This window comes from Pseudomonas sp. ARP3 (assembly GCF_001029595.1).
Taxonomy (GTDB): domain Bacteria; phylum Pseudomonadota; class Gammaproteobacteria; order Pseudomonadales; family Pseudomonadaceae; genus Aquipseudomonas; species Aquipseudomonas rhodesiae.
Window position 1 is genome coordinate 15,720 of sequence record NZ_LEKF01000013.1, and the last position, 16,370, is coordinate 32,089.

Consider the following 16,370-nt stretch of genomic DNA (forward strand, 5'->3'; position numbering starts at 1 on the left):
CACATTGATTGGTGTTGAGGCTTAGAGATCGGATTCCTTGACTACTCGCACCTTGCCCGCATCCAGCGCATAGGCCGCGTCGGCCAAATCGTTATTCACCGTCTCCACCTTCAACGTGCCGGTCACCCACAGCGGCGTGTAGATGTCGTCCAGCTTCAACCCTTTGGGATAACGCACCAGCACCAGTTGGTTGGGCGGCGGTGGCGGTACGTGAATGCAGGCGCCTGGGTACGGCACCAGAAAGAACAGCGTGCTGCGGCCTTTGGCGTCGGTTTCCAGCGGAACCGGGTAACCGCCGATGCGGATATTCTTGCCGTTCATGGCGGCCACGGTCTTGGTGGAATACATCACCGCCGGCAAGCCTTTGCTCTGCTTCAAGCCGCCTTTGTCGGTAAAGGTGCCCTGGGCTTCGGGGGAGTTGTGATCGATCTCGGGCATGGCCTCAAGGGCCTTTTGGTCCGACAGCGGCATGAGGTCGAGCCAGTCGGTTTCCGGCAGTTCGCCGGCGTGTGCCAGGCCAGTGCCCAGCAGGAGAAAAATCAATAGAAAACGGCGCATGGAGAGGCTCGGCAAGTACAAGTGCCGAGCATTCTAGCCCTCTGCGCCTGCGCAGCGCAGAGGACTTTGTCGGCTGATTACTTCTTTTTGATCAGGCCGTAGATCACCAGCAAGACGATTGCGCCGACCAGCGCACCGATGAAGCCAGCACCTTGACCTGCCTGATAGATACCCAGCGCCTGGCCACCGTAAGTCGCGGCCAGGGAGCCGGCGATACCCAGCAGGATGGTCATGATCCAGCCCATGCTGTCGTCGCCTGGCTTGAGGAAACGCGCGAGCAGACCGACGATCAGGCCGATAAAAATGGTTCCGATGATACCCATGGCATTTCCCTCTGAATGAATGTGTGTCATGGCAAAGCCTAGCCAGGCTTTACCATCCTGCATTCAGAGAGACGGCGGGCCCCAATGGTTCCCGCCGTGCCGAGGCTTATTGCTCGGCGATCAGCGCTTCGACCTTGAGGATCTGCGCCTGCAGCGTCGCGCGGTCCTGGCAACGCAGGTTGGCGTGGCCGACCTTGCGCCCGGCCTTGAAGGCCTTGCCGTAGTGGTGCAGGTGGCAGTCGTCGATCGCAATCACGCGCTCTACCGGCGGGACCACGCCGATGAAATTGAGCATCGCGCTCTCGCCCACCTTGGCCGTGGAGCCCAGCGGCAAGCCCGCTACCGCCCGCAGGTGGTTCTCGAACTGGCTGCACTCGGCGCCTTCGGTGGTCCAGTGCCCGGAGTTGTGAACGCGTGGGGCGATCTCGTTGGCCTTGAGGCCACCGTCGACTTCAAAGAACTCGAACGCCATCACGCCGACGTAATCCAGTTGCTTGAGCACACGGCTGGAATAGTCTTCGGCCAGGGCCTGCAATGGGTGATCGGTGCTGGCTACCGACAGCTTGAGGATGCCGCTGTCGTGGGTATTGTGCACCAGTGGGTAAAAACGGGTTTCGCCATCGCGGGCGCGCACAGCGATCAGCGAGACCTCACCGGTGAAGGGCACAAAGCCTTCCAGCAGGCAGGCAACGCTGCCCAGTTCAGCGAAGGTGCCAACCACATCCGCTTCGGTGCGCAGCACTTTCTGGCCCTTGCCGTCGTAACCCAGGGTGCGGGTTTTCAGCACGGCCGGCAGGCCGATGCGGGCGACGGCGGCTTCCAGGTCCGCTTGGGACTGGATATCGGCGAAGTCCGGGGTCGGGATGCCCAGGTCCTTAAACATGCTTTTCTCGAACCAACGGTCGCGGGCGATGCGCAAGGCTTCGGCGCTCGGGTACACGGGCACGAATTGCGAAAGGAAGGCCACGGTTTCAGCCGGGACGCTTTCGAACTCGAAGGTCACCAGGTCCACTTCGTCGGCCAGTTGGCGCAGGTGATCCGGGTCGCTGTAGTCAGCGCGCAGATGCTCACCCAAGGCCGCGGCGCAGGCGTCCGGCGCCGGGTCCAGGAAAGCGAAGTTCATCCCCAGCGGGGTGCCCGCCAGGGCGAGCATGCGGCCCAGCTGGCCGCCACCGATTACACCGATCTTCATGGTCTACAACCTCAGGCGATGCGTGGGTCTGGATTGTCCAGCACGCTGTCTGTCTGTTCAGCACGGAATTTTTTCAGCACCGCGTGGAACTGCGGGTGCTTGGCGCCCAGGATGCTGGCAGACAGCAACGCGGCGTTGATCGCGCCGGCTTTGCCGATCGCCAGGGTCGCCACCGGGATGCCGGCCGGCATCTGCACAATGGACAACAGCGAATCTACGCCCGAGAGCATCGACGATTGCACCGGCACGCCGAGCACCGGCAGGTGGGTCTTGGCCGCACACATGCCGGGAAGGTGCGCTGCGCCGCCGGCGCCAGCGATGATCACCTCGATGCCTCGGGATTCTGCTTCATCGGCATACTGGAACAGCAGGTCCGGGGTGCGGTGGGCAGAGACCACCTTCACTTCGTACGGAATGCCGAGTTTTTCCAGCATATCGGCGGTGTGGCTAAGGGTGGACCAATCGGACTTGGAGCCCATGATCACGCCAACCAATGCACTCATCGTCGCGCCTCTTCTCTCTGGGCGCCCGCAGGCGCGTCAAAAAACAACAAGCCACGCGGGAAATCCGGCGTGGCTTGTTGTACGAATGGTGGCCGGTTGGACCGGCCGAAGGCCGCGCAGTATACCGTAATAATTCAGATAAACAGCCCCTGGAACGACCATCTGTCCAGTGGCGCAAACCGGCGGTTTTATTGACTTTCAGGTCAGCGAAAACACTACAAACTATGTGGGAGCCGGCTTGCTTGCGATGGCGGAAGGTCAGTGCCTGATAATGCCGGCTGATACACCACTATCGCAGGCAAGCCAGCTCCCACATTTGATCTGTGTTGGCTCAAGTATTCTGCGCCGCCCCACCTTCCAACTTACGCCACAACAACCGCACATTCGCCTTACGCACCAACGCACAGCGGTACAGACGAATTTCCAGCGGCACATGCCATTGCGGCCCACCGCAGACCACCAACTCGCCGCGGGCCAGTTCGGCACGCACGCTCAGTTGCGGCACCCACGCAATACCCAAGCCTTCCAGCGCCATGCTTTTGAGGCTGTCGGCCATGGCGGTTTCGTACACAGTGGTAAAGCGCAAGGCGCGCTGGCGCAGCAGCAAATGCACCGAGCGGCCCAGGAAGGCACCGGCGCTGTAGGCCAGCAACGGCACGCTGCCCTCGCCTTCCAGATCGAACAGCGGCTTGCCATCCGCATCGGCGGCGCACACCGGCAGCATTTCGGTGTTGCCCAGGTGCAGGGACGGGAAGATCTCGGCGTCCATCTGCATCGCTGCGTCCGGGTCGTAGAACGCCAGCATCAAATCACAGCCACCTTCACGCAGGGCATGCACGGCATCGCCGACGTTGGTGGCCACCAGCCGCGTGGCGATGTTCAGGCCTTCGTTGCGCAGTTGCGCGATCCAGCGTGGGAAGAACCCCAGCGCCAGGGAGTGGGCGGCCGCCACCTGCATGACTTCGCCCTGCCCGCCTTCCAAGTGGTGCAAATGGCGCAGCACTTCGCCGAGTTGCTCGACCACGGTGCGCGCGGTGACCAGGAACAACTGCCCCGCCGCCGTCAGTTCCACGGGGGTGCGCGAGCGGTTGACCAGGGTCAGGCCCAACGCGGCTTCCAGGCTGCGGATGCGTCGGCTGAACGCCGGCTGGGTGACGAAGCGCCGCTCCGCCGCCTGGGAAAAGCTGCGGGTCGCCGCCAGGGCACTGAAGTCTTCCAGCCATTTGCTCTCAAGGTTCATCACTTCCTCCCACGGATATGCACCATTTTGGCACACACGCCCGCCACGTTAGCCGGGTCACACGCTCATTATGCCGTTTGTGCATAGGATAGTGTTTAACAGCATTGGCCCTGAAACGTCCAGAAGCCTAGGATTCACAGCGTTCCGGCTTAGCCCGGGTCCATATCGAGATGATTTCCGTCATGTCCTCCGCTGCATCATTCCGCACAGAAAAAGACCTGCTTGGCGTACTCGAAGTACCCGCTCAAGCGTATTACGGCATCCAGACCCTGCGAGCGGTGAACAACTTCCGCCTCTCGGGCGTTCCGATTTCGCATTACCCGAAATTGGTGGTCGGCCTGGCAATGGTCAAGCAAGCCGCCGCTGATGCCAACCGCGAGTTGGGCCAGCTCAGCGAAGCCAAGCACGCTGCCATCAGCGAAGCCTGTGCCCGTCTGATCCGCGGCGATTTCCACGAAGAATTCGTGGTGGACATGATTCAAGGCGGCGCCGGCACTTCAACCAACATGAATGCCAACGAAGTCATCGCCAACATCGCGCTGGAGGCCATGGGCCACCAGAAGGGCGAATACCAGTACCTGCACCCCAACAACGACGTGAACATGGCGCAGTCGACCAACGACGCCTACCCGACCGCGATCCGCCTGGGTCTGCTGCTGGGCCATGACGCGCTGCTGGCCAGCCTCGACAGCCTGATTCAGGCGTTCGCCGCCAAGGGCGAAGAGTTCAGCCACGTACTGAAAATGGGCCGCACCCAACTGCAAGACGCCGTGCCGATGACCCTCGGCCAGGAATTCCGCGCCTTCGCCACCACCCTCGGTGAAGACCTGGCCCGCCTGAAAACCCTGGCGCCAGAGTTGCTGACCGAAGTGAACCTGGGCGGCACCGCCATCGGCACCGGCATCAACGCCGACCCGCGCTACCAGGCCCTGGCCGTACAGCGCCTGGCCGTCATCAGCGGCCAGCCCGTGGTTCCAGCGGCCGACCTGATCGAAGCCACTTCCGACATGGGCGCCTTCGTGCTGTTCTCCGGCATGCTCAAGCGTACCGCGGTGAAGCTGTCGAAGATCTGCAACGACCTGCGTCTGCTGTCCAGCGGCCCACGCACCGGCATCAACGAGATCAACCTGCCGGCACGCCAGCCAGGCAGCTCGATCATGCCCGGCAAGGTCAACCCGGTGATTCCGGAAGCGGTCAACCAGGTGGCGTTCCAAGTCATCGGCAACGACCTGGCCCTGACCATGGCGGCCGAAGGCGGCCAGCTGCAACTGAACGTGATGGAGCCGCTGATCGCTTTCAAGATCTTCGACTCGATCCGCCTGCTGCAACGCGCCATGGACATGCTGCGCGAGCACTGCATCGTCGGCATCACTGCTAACGAAGCACGCTGCCGCGAACTGGTGGAGCACTCCATCGGTCTGGTCACCGCGCTGAACCCGTACATCGGCTACGAAAACGCCACCCGCATTGCGCGTATCGCCCTGGAAAGCGGCCGCGGTGTGCTGGAACTGGTGCGCGAAGAAGGCTTGCTCGACGACGCCATGCTCGACGACATCCTGCGCCCCGAAAACATGATTGCCCCACGCTTGGTCCCGCTGAAGGCCTAAGCGTTAGATGCACCGCTCACCAGGTTGAGGGACTAGACACCTCTCACCTTTTGAGGGCCTGAAGGCTCGTTCTTCAGGCCCTTTTTTTTGCCTCAAGGTTGTGAAATGAAGCCCATAAAAAATCCAATATCGCCCTGCAAACTCACCTTGCCTGCAACAGCTTGGCTGAAACCTTTAATCAGGCCGAGCAGACGGATCACGTTCGCCTAGGTATAGTGCCGCCCCTCTTCGCGTCTGCGGCTGTCGGTAACGACGCCCGGAAACCCGCGAAACCGCATGAATAACAACCCGCAAAAGGATTGGGGTCGAACCGTCGCGCACTGCCTGGTGCGATGCGACGTCTTTGAGCCGTCCTGCGTTTGCCATTAGAAAAATCAGCGAGGAACACTCCATGCTCGAAGTCATCAACGACTTCCTCTCAGGGAAAGTACTGATCGTGCTCATTGTCGGGCTCGGCGGTTATTTCACGATCCGCTCGCGTTTCGTACAACTGCGCCACTTTTTCCACATGTTTTCGGTGTTTCGCGACAGCCTCAAGAGCAGCGCCGGCCAGCTCAGCTCGTTCCAGGCACTGATGCTCAGCCTCGCCGGGCGCGTGGGTGCCGGCAACATCGCCGGTGTCGGCATTGCCGTTACCCTCGGCGGCCCGGGTGCCGTGTTCTGGATGTGGGTCACCGCATTGGTGGGCATGTCTTCGAGCTTTATCGAGTGCTCCCTCGGCCAGTTGTACAAGCGTACCGACGCGGAAGGCACCTTCCGTGGCGGCCCGGCTTATTACATCCAGCACGGTCTGCACAAACGCTGGCTGGGCATGGTCATGGCGTTCCTGTTGTTGGTGACCTTCGGTTTTGCCTTCAACGGCCTGCAAGCCCATGCCGTGACCCACTCGCTGAACAACGCCTTCGGCCTGGACACCACCTACACCGGCCTGGCGCTGGCGGTATTGCTGGGCCTGGTGTTTATCGGCGGGATCAAGCGCATCGCGTCGATCGCCGACCTGCTGGTGCCGGTCAAGACCCTGGTCTACATCGCCGTGACTCTGTACGTGATCGTGCTGCAATTCGACCACGTACCGGCCATGCTCGCGACCATCGTCAAGAGCGCCTTCGGCCTCGACCAAGCCTTCGGCGGCCTGGTGGGCAGCGCGATCATCATGGGTGTGAAACGCGGCGTGTTCGCCAACGAAGCCGGTTTGGGCAGTGCGCCTAACGTGGCGGCAGTTGCCTCGGTTGAGCACCCGATCGCCCAAGGCGTGGTTCAGGCGTTCAGCGTGTTCCTCGACACTTTCGTGATCTGCACCTGCACCGCGCTGCTGATCCTGCTCTCCGGTTTCTACACCCCAGGCTTTGAAGGCGACGGCATTGCCCTGACCCAGAACTCCCTGGCGGCAGTGGTCGGCGATTGGGGCCGCATGTTCATCTCGGTGGCCCTGGCGTTGTTCGTGTTCACCTCGATCATGTACAACTACTACCTCGGCGAGAGCAACCTGCGCTTCCTGGTGGGCAACAACCGCAAAGTGCTGATGGGCTACCGCACCCTGGTACTGGTGCTGATTTTCTGGGGTTCGATCGAGAACCTGAGCACCGTGTTCGCCTTCGCTGACATCACCATGACCATGCTGGCGTTCGTCAACCTGTTCGCCCTGGCGTTCCTGTTCAAGATCGCCATGCGCATCCTCAAGGACTACGACGACCAGCGCGCAGCGGGCATCAAGACCCCGGTGTTCGACTCCAGCCAGTTCCCGGACCTGGACCTGGACCGCAAGGCCTGGCCGGCCAACCCGGTCAAGTCCGAGCCAGCCGCTCAAGCGAGCGCTGAACTGAACGCTCAAACGCAACGTTGAGCGTAGGTAGATGACACGCCGCCCGGCCTTGGGCATGCTCGGGGCCCGGCGGCGTTTTTCGTTCAGGAGAATTCTCGATGTCCCCAGCCAACAACATCATGGTGCTCTACACCGGCGGCACCATCGGCATGCAGGCCAGCGCCAACGGCCTGGCGCCCGCGTCGGGTTTCGAAGCGCGCATGCGCGAACAGTTTGCCGATGTGAAGGTGCCCACCTGGCGTTTCCGTGAAATGTCCCCGCTGATCGACAGCGCCAACATGACCCCGACCTACTGGCAGCACCTGCGCTGCGCCGTGGTCGAGGCCGTGGACGACGGCTGCGACGCGGTGCTGATCCTGCACGGCACCGACACCCTGGCCTACAGCGCGGCGGCCATGGCGTTCCAACTGCTGGGCCTGCCGGCGCCGGTGGTGTTCACCGGTTCCATGCTGCCGGCGGGCGTGCCCGACAGCGATGCCTGGGAAAACGTCCGCGGCGCCCTGCTGGCGCTGGGCGCGGGCCTGGCACCGGGCGTGCATTTGTACTTCCACGGCGCGCTGATGGCGCCGACCCGCTGCGCGAAAATCCGCAGCTTCGGCCGTCACCCTTTCGCCGCGCTACAGCGTCAGGGCGGCGCAGCCAAGGTCGATGCCATTGCCGATACCTTGGGCTATCGCCAGCCCAAGGCGCTGGCGAACGTCGGCGTGCTGCCTCTGGTGCCCGGTCTTTCGGCGGCGCTGCTCGACAGCCTGATCGACAGCGGCATCCAAGCGCTGATCCTGGAATGCTACGGCAGCGGCACCGGGCCCAGCGACAATCCGGCCTTCCTCGCCAGCCTGCAGCGCGCACAGAATCAAGGCGTGGTGGTGGTGGCCATCACCCAATGCCATGAAGGCGGCGTAGAACTGGACGTGTATGAAGCTGGCAGCCGCTTGCGCGGCGTCGGTGTGCTGTCCGGTGGCGGCATGACCCGTGAGGCGGCGTTCGGCAAGCTCAACGCCCTGCTCGGGGCGAGGCTGCCCACTGCCGAGGTCCGTCGTCTGGTCGAACTGGACCTGTGCGGCGAACTGAGCTGACGTCCGATACATAGTCACTCCCGCCGCTGACCTGGCGGTGCCTAGCATGGAAAACCCGAGCCCTCGCTCGGGTTTTTTCCATCAGCCGGCACCACAGGAATGCCCCCATGACCTCTTCAACCTCCACTTCCACGCAACAGCCCACGGGCAATGACCCCAGCCTGGAGCTGATCGCGCAGTTCTACGCAGGCCCCTCCTTCCGCGAAGCCGCCACCGCAACGTTGCGCCAGGCGCTGAACGAACACTATCCGAACCTGAACATCGACCCCGGCAGCACCCTGATGGGGTCGCCAACCTGGACCCTGGTAGGCGATGAACTTGTGGCCGGGCCGCCCGACTATCACGCGCTGAGCGATCTGCTGGCGCGCCAGGCAGTGCTTGCCGTACCGGCGCAGTGTATCGAGGGCGAACATTTTCTCACCCGCCAACCGGTGACCGACCCGCCGGTGCATTTGCCCGTGCGCATGACCGACATCGCAAAAATCCTCAACACCCGCGCCCCGGTGATGCTCAGTGTGTTTCAGGAATACCTGGTCGATTACTGGAACGAAAGCAATACCCTGGGCCCGCGCTGGCAGGAACTGTCCAGCACCCTGCGCAATGGCTGGAATGTGCAAAACGTCGAAGGCTGGGACGAGACCGACCACGCCATGGCACGTCGGCTGTTCCGCTTGCCCGAGCGCGCCACTCGGCAGGTCGACGACCCGTACACCAGCACCGCCAGCATCGTGGAGGTCCAGCAGTTGCATGGCGAATCGGCACAGGGGTTCACTGCGCTGATGTTCGCGGTGCTGTCGGGGCAGGTTCAAGGGCGCCCGGTCATCCTCAGTTACTCCCTGCTCAAGGGCTATGAGAAGTTCGACTCTTTGCAGCAGTTAGGCCAGTCATTGGCCGATCACGTTGGGCCACAGGCGCAGCTGTCAGGGTTGCAATGGCGCCTGTATGAGCCCGACGGTCACTTTTTCGATTACTTGGCCTGCACCTTCATCGCTCAACAGGTGGACGCCGTTGGCGCGATGGATTTCTCCGATCTGCGCCAGGGCAGCCCCAGCCGGATCAACAGCGCGTTGAACTCAACCCCTGGCGCGGATGATGCGGCGGCGCAGAAAGGCCCAGGCTTGGAGTGGTATCGCGATGCCCTGCCCGACTGGCTGAGTGCCGGCTCCACCGGTGACTTGAACAACTACGCGCGGCACCTCAAAGACCTCGCGGCCCTTAATAGCCAGCATGCCGGCCAGTCCTACCTCGATGGCATCCCCGGCATCGAGGAGTACGCCCTGGCCCAGCTCAGGCAACAGGTGCTGATCGACCACCCGGACGCCCAGCATCTGCCCTTGGACAAAGTCGTGGTGAGGGTGCAAAGCGTCGTCACCTGGGGCACGTTCATCGTGCCCGGCGCCACCGAGACCACCACCTTTACCCTGGTGGAGCTGGCGCTGCAGAACCTGATCGCACTGCCCCTGGGCACCAAGACGGTTCAACTGCCCAACGGCGCACAGCTGCCCGCCTGGCTGACCGTCGATTACGTGGAGCAACTGATCCAAGAGGTGGATATCGGCAAGAACTACCCCGAGCTGATCAAAGCCCAACTGGTGGATATTCGCCAGGAAGCTGCGCGGCGCAGGAATCTGTACACCGAACAGACGCGTATCCAACTGCCGCTGATGGCGCTGCAAAGCAAACTTCGCCAACAGAACGGAATCGACGAGCAAGGCTACCGTTACATCGCCGCGCTGATGAATGCCGAGGCCCACGAGCGCAAAGTCGATAACCAGACGATTGTCATGCGCCCGTTGGCGTTCGCGCCCAAACGCCGCTCGGATGGCGCGTATGACACGGTGGAAAACATGTACGTGATCGGCCCGCAAAGCCTCACGGCCGGACCCTGCCTGCTGTATCGCCCGCTGTTCGACCCACCGCTGGTTCAATACGCCTCGCCCGCCAACCTGATCTATGCGATCGCGCAATCGGAATCGCTGCGCAGCTCGGTCCTGGCCTGGCTGCCCGACGCGGTGCGCGAGGACTACGCCAACTACGTATTCCCAGGGGACCTGCCGTCGCCGTGGGCGGTTGCCGAGTACCTGGTCGAGCCCGATAAACTCTGGACCCTGAGCGGCCCTATGACCCTGGCCAACACCGTGTTGGACGGCGACCTGCTGGGGACGTTGTTCAATGCCAACGCGCAGGCACTGATCGCCCTGGCGGACCGCACGTCGGTGTCCAACGCCGAAAGCCGCTGGGCAACGTTCAAGCAGGCCGGCTGGACCCTGCTCAATGCCGTGCTGCCCTTTCTCAGCCCGACGCTTGGCACCGCGGCGTGGATTTGGCAGATCCTCGATCAACTCAAGCAATTGGCCGAGGCCGAACAGCAACACGACACCGCGACGCAACAAGTCACCCTCACCGATGTGCTGCTCAACCTCGGCCTGGCGATTACCCTGCACATCGCCACACGCCATTCGCGTACAGGCCCGACGCTGGCAGCGCGCCGGGGGCCGGAGGCGGAACCGCCAGTCAAGAAACTCGTCATCCAACAAGTGCTTGCCACCCCAGCGAGCGACCCGTTGACCGAACGTGGATCCCCGCTGAACATCCTCGGCGCCGTCAATCGCCTGCCCGAAAAACTCGGCACCGTCCTGGACCGCTTCAAAGTGGATAAGCCCTCAGACCTGAATGCTCCCATCACCGAAGCCGGTACGTATCAGCACCTCTACCGTTCAGGGCAGCACTATTACGTGCCCGTGGGCGCACGCTGGTTTCAGGTCTCGGCTCAACCGGACGAGCCGGTGCACATCATCGATCCGAAACAACCGGAACGTAGCGGGCCGATGCTGGTGCACAATGCCGCCGGCCAATGGTTTATCGATACCCGCTTGCGCCTGCGCGGTGGTGGCCCCAAACGGGCGATCAAGCGAGCCAGCCTTGAAGCCGCGGTAAGAGCCAAGCAACTGCGCGACAAACTGCAAGCCTTCGAGAAAGCCAAAAAAACCGCACAGGTGCAATTGCAGCAAGCGCACACAGCCATGACCGATGCCCCCGGCACCTCGACCGAGGCCAAGCGCCAGCTTTACCTGCAAAAGCTCGCCAGCCAGCGCGCGGACTATGAAACCGCACTGCAACAGCTCAAAGAACTGAACGTGTTCGACCCCTTGCCCGATTACCAGCCCAGGGCCATGGCCTACCTCAAGGCACAGCTGGATTTATCCGAAGCCAGCATCAGCGAGACCCAGCGCAGCTTTACCCCGGTATTCCGCCGCGTGTTGGACCAGATCGAACAGCAGGCCCAGGCACCGAACGAGCGCCATATCGAAGACGCACGAACCCTCACCGAAATGAACCGAGACATGATCGAACGCCTGGACTACGTGCAGTCGCGCTTCGAACAGTTACGCCAATTGCCCTCCGAAGGGCTGCGCCAGATCCAGGAACGGAAAAAACGCCTGCCCGCCTACAACAGCAGCGATCTACGGGCCATGCAAGTGACCATGGCGCGCAACCTGTGCATGCGTGAAGCCTCGCTAAGCAGCGCGCCCGATGCGTGGGAGGCCTTGGACCAGATCGTCAATGCCGCCGATATCGCGATCCAGGCCCTGCGCGACACCTTGCACGAACGCAGCGAAACACGCCTGGATGAGCGCATCGAGGCGCTGGGGAGTCTGATTGAACAATTTGCCGTGATCGATGAACGCCTCGAAGACCTGCCGCAAGATTTTGCCGACGCCATCATTCCCGAGCAGTTGGCCAGTTTGCGCAGCAAAATACGCCAATACTCACAAGACACGCAGGTGCAACTGGCCCTCCTGCACCTGGACCGCGATGCCCTCAGGAGCCGCCCCACGCCGCCGCCCACGCCGCCCAAGCCCAAGATGAAATTCATCCACACCCGCTACAACGGCGTATTGATCGGCGAACCGCGCTTGACGCCGGTCGGGCTGGAAACCGGCCTGGTGGATATCAAGTCGCCGATCACACAGCAGGTAATCGCGACCTATCACCAGAAAGGTCAGGATGTGTACGTGCAGCGCATCAGCACACCGACGCCAACGCTGCCCGCCGTGCCGGATATCCAGGTTGCCCTCGATAAAGCCAAGGGGTTTCTCGACGATTTGCACAGCTTCAAGACCCTCGCCGACGAACAGGCGGCCAAGCCCACCCGCACCGCAATGGGCATTGAGTACCTGTACCACCAGCACGCCCTGCGGCTGGAAGAGACCGACCAGGCCATCGAGCATGGCTTGGCGTCGGCCAGCCTTACCGCCGACCAGCACCGCGCCGCCGCGATTCTCAGCCGCAAACTCAAAGAGGCCACCGCCGAACTCTACCAAGAGGCCACGCAACATATGCTGCGCATGATCCGCGAAAAGCCGCCGACCATTGCCGGTGTGGATTGGCTGCTGCAACGCCACAAAGTCACCTTGAAGAAAACCATGAGCCGCCGCCGACTCAAGAGCGCCAGGCCCGATTATCTGGATGAATACACCGTCGCCGATCGCACCACCCATGAAGTGCTCTGGTACGCCCACTTCCACTACTCAACGTCATGGACGCCGGCCAAGGCGTTTATTTCCGCTCGGTTGAAAACCCCGGCCGAGCGCCGTCTGGGGCTGGCCGCCGACACCGTCAATGGGCTGAACGCTCAGCAGCGGCTGGATTACTACCGCAGCGAAATCAATCTGGAGCAAGCCCGTCGGTTGTTCTTTAACCTCTGATCAGGCATTGCACGCGGCATGGGAATTGCTCGCTTCTGGCAATCGTCCCAGGGACTTACCCAATGCTGCACTCGCACCTGACCACCCTCAACGCCGTTTCGCTGGTACTCGACGCCTTCAGCGCCGACGGCATCCATCAGCAGGTGCTGCTGGCCGGCAGCGGCATTGCGAGCGCGGACCTGCACCAGCCCGACACGCGAATCACCACGCGTCAGGAGATGCGGGTCTGCGCCAATGCCGTAGCGCTGCGCCGCGACCTGGGGCTGGACCTGGGCCAGCGCATGCACGTGTCGTCCTACGGCATGCTGGGCTATGCGCTGCTCACCAGTGCCACCTTCGGTGACGCTTTGCGCCTGGCGCTGCGCTACCCCGCATTGCTGGGAACACTTTTCGAGCTGAGCCTTGAAGAGGACGGCCAACGGATCTGGTTCACCGCCAGTGATTATCGGGAAGACCCGGCGCTGGCCGCGTTCAATATCGAGCTGTGCCTGGTATCGCTCAAAGTCATCTGCGACGACCTGCTCGGCCAGCCGCTGCCACTGTTGGGGGCGCGCTTCGACTATCCGGCGCCGGCCTATCAGGCACGCTACCGCGAACGTTTCACCTGCTCGTTGCAGTTCCAGGCCGCCGGCAACGCGTTTGCCTTCGACCGTCACTGGCTCGATCAACCGTTGCCGCTGGCCGATGCCATCACCCATCGCGCCATGGCCGAACGCTGCCGCAAACAGAACACCGAATTCACCGGGCGCCAGGCGTGGCTGGGGCGTGTGCGCCAGTTACTGGCCTCGCAACTGCACGCCGCGCCGGGGCTGGATCGGCTGGCCGAACAGCTGAACTGCTCGTCACGCACCTTGCGGCGGCACCTGCACGATCTAGGCAGCAGCTATCAGGAGTTGCTCGACGAATTGCGGTTCGAGCGCGCCAAGCAATGGTTGGCAGAGGATGCGATGCCGATCCACTGCATCGCCGAGCAGTTGGGTTTCAGTGAAACCGCGAGTTTCCGGCATGCCTTCGTGCGCTGGAGCGGCGTCGCGCCGAGCCAGTTCCGGCCATGAAGGGGGCAAAAGAGGCCAGACTGGACAGCGCGCCTGGCCATATTTATCCCCTTTTGGCCGCTCCTGTCGTTCTCTTGCCGCGCCGGCCCGGCAACACTGCAAGGCATCACCCTCAGCCCGCGAGAACAACAACATGCTGACGATCTACTCGGACGATCATCACCTGCACCACGGCCGCTGCGAACTGATGGATGGGCAACTGATGCCCTGTTTCGAAATGCCCTCCCGCGCCGACCATGTATTGCAGCGAGTCCAGCAACGCGAACTCGGCCCGGTGCAGGCGCCCCACGACTTTGGCCTGGCGCCGCTGGCACGCATTCATGACCCGGCGTACCTGGAATTCTTCAAAGGCGCGTGGGCACGCTGGGCCCTGTCGGGTCAGGAGGGCGACTTGCTGCCCTACACCTGGCCCGCCCGCACGTTGCGCCAGGTAATGCCCACCAGCCTGCACGGGCAATTGGGCTATTACAGCTTCGACGGCGGCGCGCCGATCACCGCCGGCACCTGGCAGGCGGCGTACAGTGCGGCTCAGGTAGCGCTCACCGCGCAGCAGGCGATCCAAAACGGTGCCCACAGTGCGTTTGCCTTGTGCCGCCCGCCCGGACACCACGCCGCCGCCGACCTCATGGGCGGTTATTGCTATCTCAATAACGCGGCCATTGCCGCCCAGGCGTTCCTCGACCAGGGCCATCGCAAAGTCGCGATCCTCGATGTGGATTACCACCACGGCAATGGCACCCAATCGATTTTCTACGCCCGCAACGACGTGCTCTTCGCCTCCATCCACGGCGACCCGCAAGCCGAGTTCCCGTTTTTCCTCGGGTATGCCGATGAGCGCGGCGAAGGCGCCGGCGAAGGCTTCAACTTCAATTACCCGTTGCCGGCCGGCACCGGCTGGGCGCGTTGGAGCGCTGCACTGGACAGCGCTTGCGCCGAGATCGAAGGCTATGGCGCCGATATTGTGGTGGTGTCGCTGGGGGTCGATACGTTCAAAGACGACCCGATCTCACAGTTCAAGCTCGACAGCCCGGACTACCTGGCCATGGGGCAACGTATCGCCCAACTCGGCAAGCCGACGCTGTTCGTGATGGAAGGCGGTTATGCGGTGGAAGAAATCGGCATCAATGCCGTCAACGTTCTCGAAGGTTTTGAGGGGTCAGCCGAATGAACATATTCAGGTCTCTGTTGCTCTGCGCCGCCGTGGCGAGCAGCGCCGTGCACGCCGAAGAAAAAACCCTGCGGGTCTACAACTGGTTCGACTACATCACGCCCAAGGCGCTGGATGACTTCAAGGCCGCCAACCCGGCGATCAAGCTGATCTACGACATCTTCGATACCAACGAAGCCCTGGAAGCCAAGCTGCTGACCGGCAACTCCGGCTATGACGTGGTGGTACCGTCCAACGTATTCCTGGCCAAACAGATCGAAGCCGGCGTGTTCCAGCCTCTGGACCGCAGCCAGTTACCCAACTGGAACCACTTGGACCCCAAGCTGATGAAGCTGATCGAGGCCAACGACCCCGGCAACAAATTCGCCGTGCCCTACATGTACGGCACCATCCTGATCGGCTTCAACCCGGCCAAGGTCAAGGCGGCGTTGGGCGACGATGCGCCGGTGGACAGCTGGGACTTGATCTTCAAGCCGGAAAACATCAGCAAGCTCAAGCAGTGCGGCGTCGCCCTGCTCGACTCGCCTTCGGAAATCCTGCCCCTGGCCCTGCAACACCTGGGCCTGGACCCCAACAGCCAGAACCCCAAGGACTATGAAAAGGCCGAAGCGCTGCTGCTGAAAATCCGCCCCTACATCACCTACTTCCATTCCTCCAAATACATGGCCGACATCGCCAATGGCGACATCTGCGTGGCCGTGGGTTACTCCGGTAGCTTTTCCCAGGCCGCCAACCGCGCCAAGGAAGCCAATAACGGCGTGACCGTGGACATGCGCCTGCCCAAGGAAGGCGCACCGATCTGGTTCGACATGCTGGCCATTCCCAAAGGCGCGAAAAACCCGCAGGACGCCTACACCTTTATCAACTACCTGCTGCAACCCCAGGTGATCGCGCCAATCAGCGATTTCGTCGGTTACCCCAACCCGAACAAGGACGCCACCGAGCAGGTCGACCCGGCGATCCGCAACAACCCCAACCTTTATCCCACTGAGGCGGCGATGGCCACGCTCTATACCTTGAAACCCCTCGACAGTAAGGCCGAGCGCGCCAGGACGCGGGCCTGGACCAAGATCAAGTCCGGCACCTGAGCCGGCCGCCACCTGGGCAATGTGCGAAC

The 16,370-nt window shown here is 62.4% G+C and carries 12 protein-coding genes; 7 read left to right on the top strand and 5 right to left on the bottom strand.

Going from position 1 to position 16,370, the window contains the following annotated elements:
* Nucleotides 1-21: 21 nt before the first annotated feature.
* The 5 genes from ABX75_RS16035 to ABX75_RS16055 form a co-directional block, all read right to left on the bottom strand.
* Nucleotides 22-558, bottom strand: a complete 537-nt coding sequence (locus tag ABX75_RS16035) for a DUF3299 domain-containing protein (RefSeq protein ID WP_034101528.1) — start codon at nucleotides 556-558, stop codon at nucleotides 22-24.
* Nucleotides 559-635: 77 nt separating this feature from the next.
* A complete protein-coding gene (locus ABX75_RS16040; RefSeq protein ID WP_005792540.1) occupies nucleotides 636-881 on the bottom strand; it encodes a GlsB/YeaQ/YmgE family stress response membrane protein in 246 nt (81 codons plus the stop codon).
* A gap of 106 nt (nucleotides 882-987) precedes the next feature.
* Nucleotides 988-2,073 (bottom strand): 5-(carboxyamino)imidazole ribonucleotide synthase, encoded by a 1,086-nt coding sequence (locus tag ABX75_RS16045; RefSeq protein ID WP_034101529.1) that lies wholly within the window; start codon nucleotides 2,071-2,073, stop codon nucleotides 988-990.
* Between the two features lie 11 nt (nucleotides 2,074-2,084).
* Complete coding sequence (purE, locus tag ABX75_RS16050) at nucleotides 2,085-2,576, bottom strand: 5-(carboxyamino)imidazole ribonucleotide mutase (protein WP_003195648.1); 492 nt, start codon at nucleotides 2,574-2,576, stop codon at nucleotides 2,085-2,087.
* A 331-nt stretch (nucleotides 2,577-2,907) separates the two neighbouring features.
* Nucleotides 2,908-3,816: a LysR substrate-binding domain-containing protein gene (locus tag ABX75_RS16055; protein ID WP_010566930.1), complete on the bottom strand. Its 909-nt coding sequence runs from the start codon at nucleotides 3,814-3,816 to the stop codon at nucleotides 2,908-2,910.
* A 182-nt stretch (nucleotides 3,817-3,998) separates the two neighbouring features.
* On the opposite strand from ABX75_RS16055, the gene aspA reads away from it, so the two are divergent.
* From aspA to ABX75_RS16090, 7 genes are all read left to right on the top strand, one after another.
* Nucleotides 3,999-5,423: an aspartate ammonia-lyase gene (gene aspA / locus ABX75_RS16060; RefSeq protein ID WP_034101530.1), complete on the top strand. Its 1,425-nt coding sequence runs from the start codon at nucleotides 3,999-4,001 to the stop codon at nucleotides 5,421-5,423.
* Nucleotides 5,424-5,814: 391 nt separating this feature from the next.
* The gene (locus ABX75_RS16065) at nucleotides 5,815-7,266 is read left to right on the top strand and encodes a sodium:alanine symporter family protein (RefSeq protein WP_034101531.1); all 1,452 of its coding nucleotides are present in this window, start codon (nucleotides 5,815-5,817) and stop codon (nucleotides 7,264-7,266) included.
* Nucleotides 7,267-7,343: 77 nt separating this feature from the next.
* Nucleotides 7,344-8,321, top strand: coding sequence for an asparaginase (locus ABX75_RS16070; RefSeq protein ID WP_034101532.1), 978 nt, complete (start codon nucleotides 7,344-7,346; stop codon nucleotides 8,319-8,321).
* Nucleotides 8,322-8,428: 107 nt separating this feature from the next.
* Nucleotides 8,429-13,030, top strand: a complete 4,602-nt coding sequence (locus ABX75_RS16075) for a hypothetical protein (RefSeq protein ID WP_047882281.1) — start codon at nucleotides 8,429-8,431, stop codon at nucleotides 13,028-13,030.
* Between the two features lie 62 nt (nucleotides 13,031-13,092).
* Entirely contained in the window at nucleotides 13,093-14,085 is a 993-nt protein-coding gene (locus ABX75_RS16080) for an AraC family transcriptional regulator (RefSeq protein WP_034115475.1), read from the top strand.
* A gap of 133 nt (nucleotides 14,086-14,218) precedes the next feature.
* A complete protein-coding gene (locus ABX75_RS16085; protein WP_034115476.1) occupies nucleotides 14,219-15,253 on the top strand; it encodes a histone deacetylase family protein in 1,035 nt (344 codons plus the stop codon).
* Nucleotides 15,250-16,341 carry a polyamine ABC transporter substrate-binding protein gene (locus tag ABX75_RS16090; RefSeq protein WP_034101536.1) on the top strand — a complete coding sequence of 364 codons (1,092 nt, stop codon included), beginning with the start codon at nucleotides 15,250-15,252 and terminating at the stop codon, nucleotides 16,339-16,341. Before ABX75_RS16085 ends, ABX75_RS16090 begins: the two co-directional genes overlap by 4 nt.
* The last annotated feature ends 29 nt before the right edge of the window (nucleotides 16,342-16,370 follow it).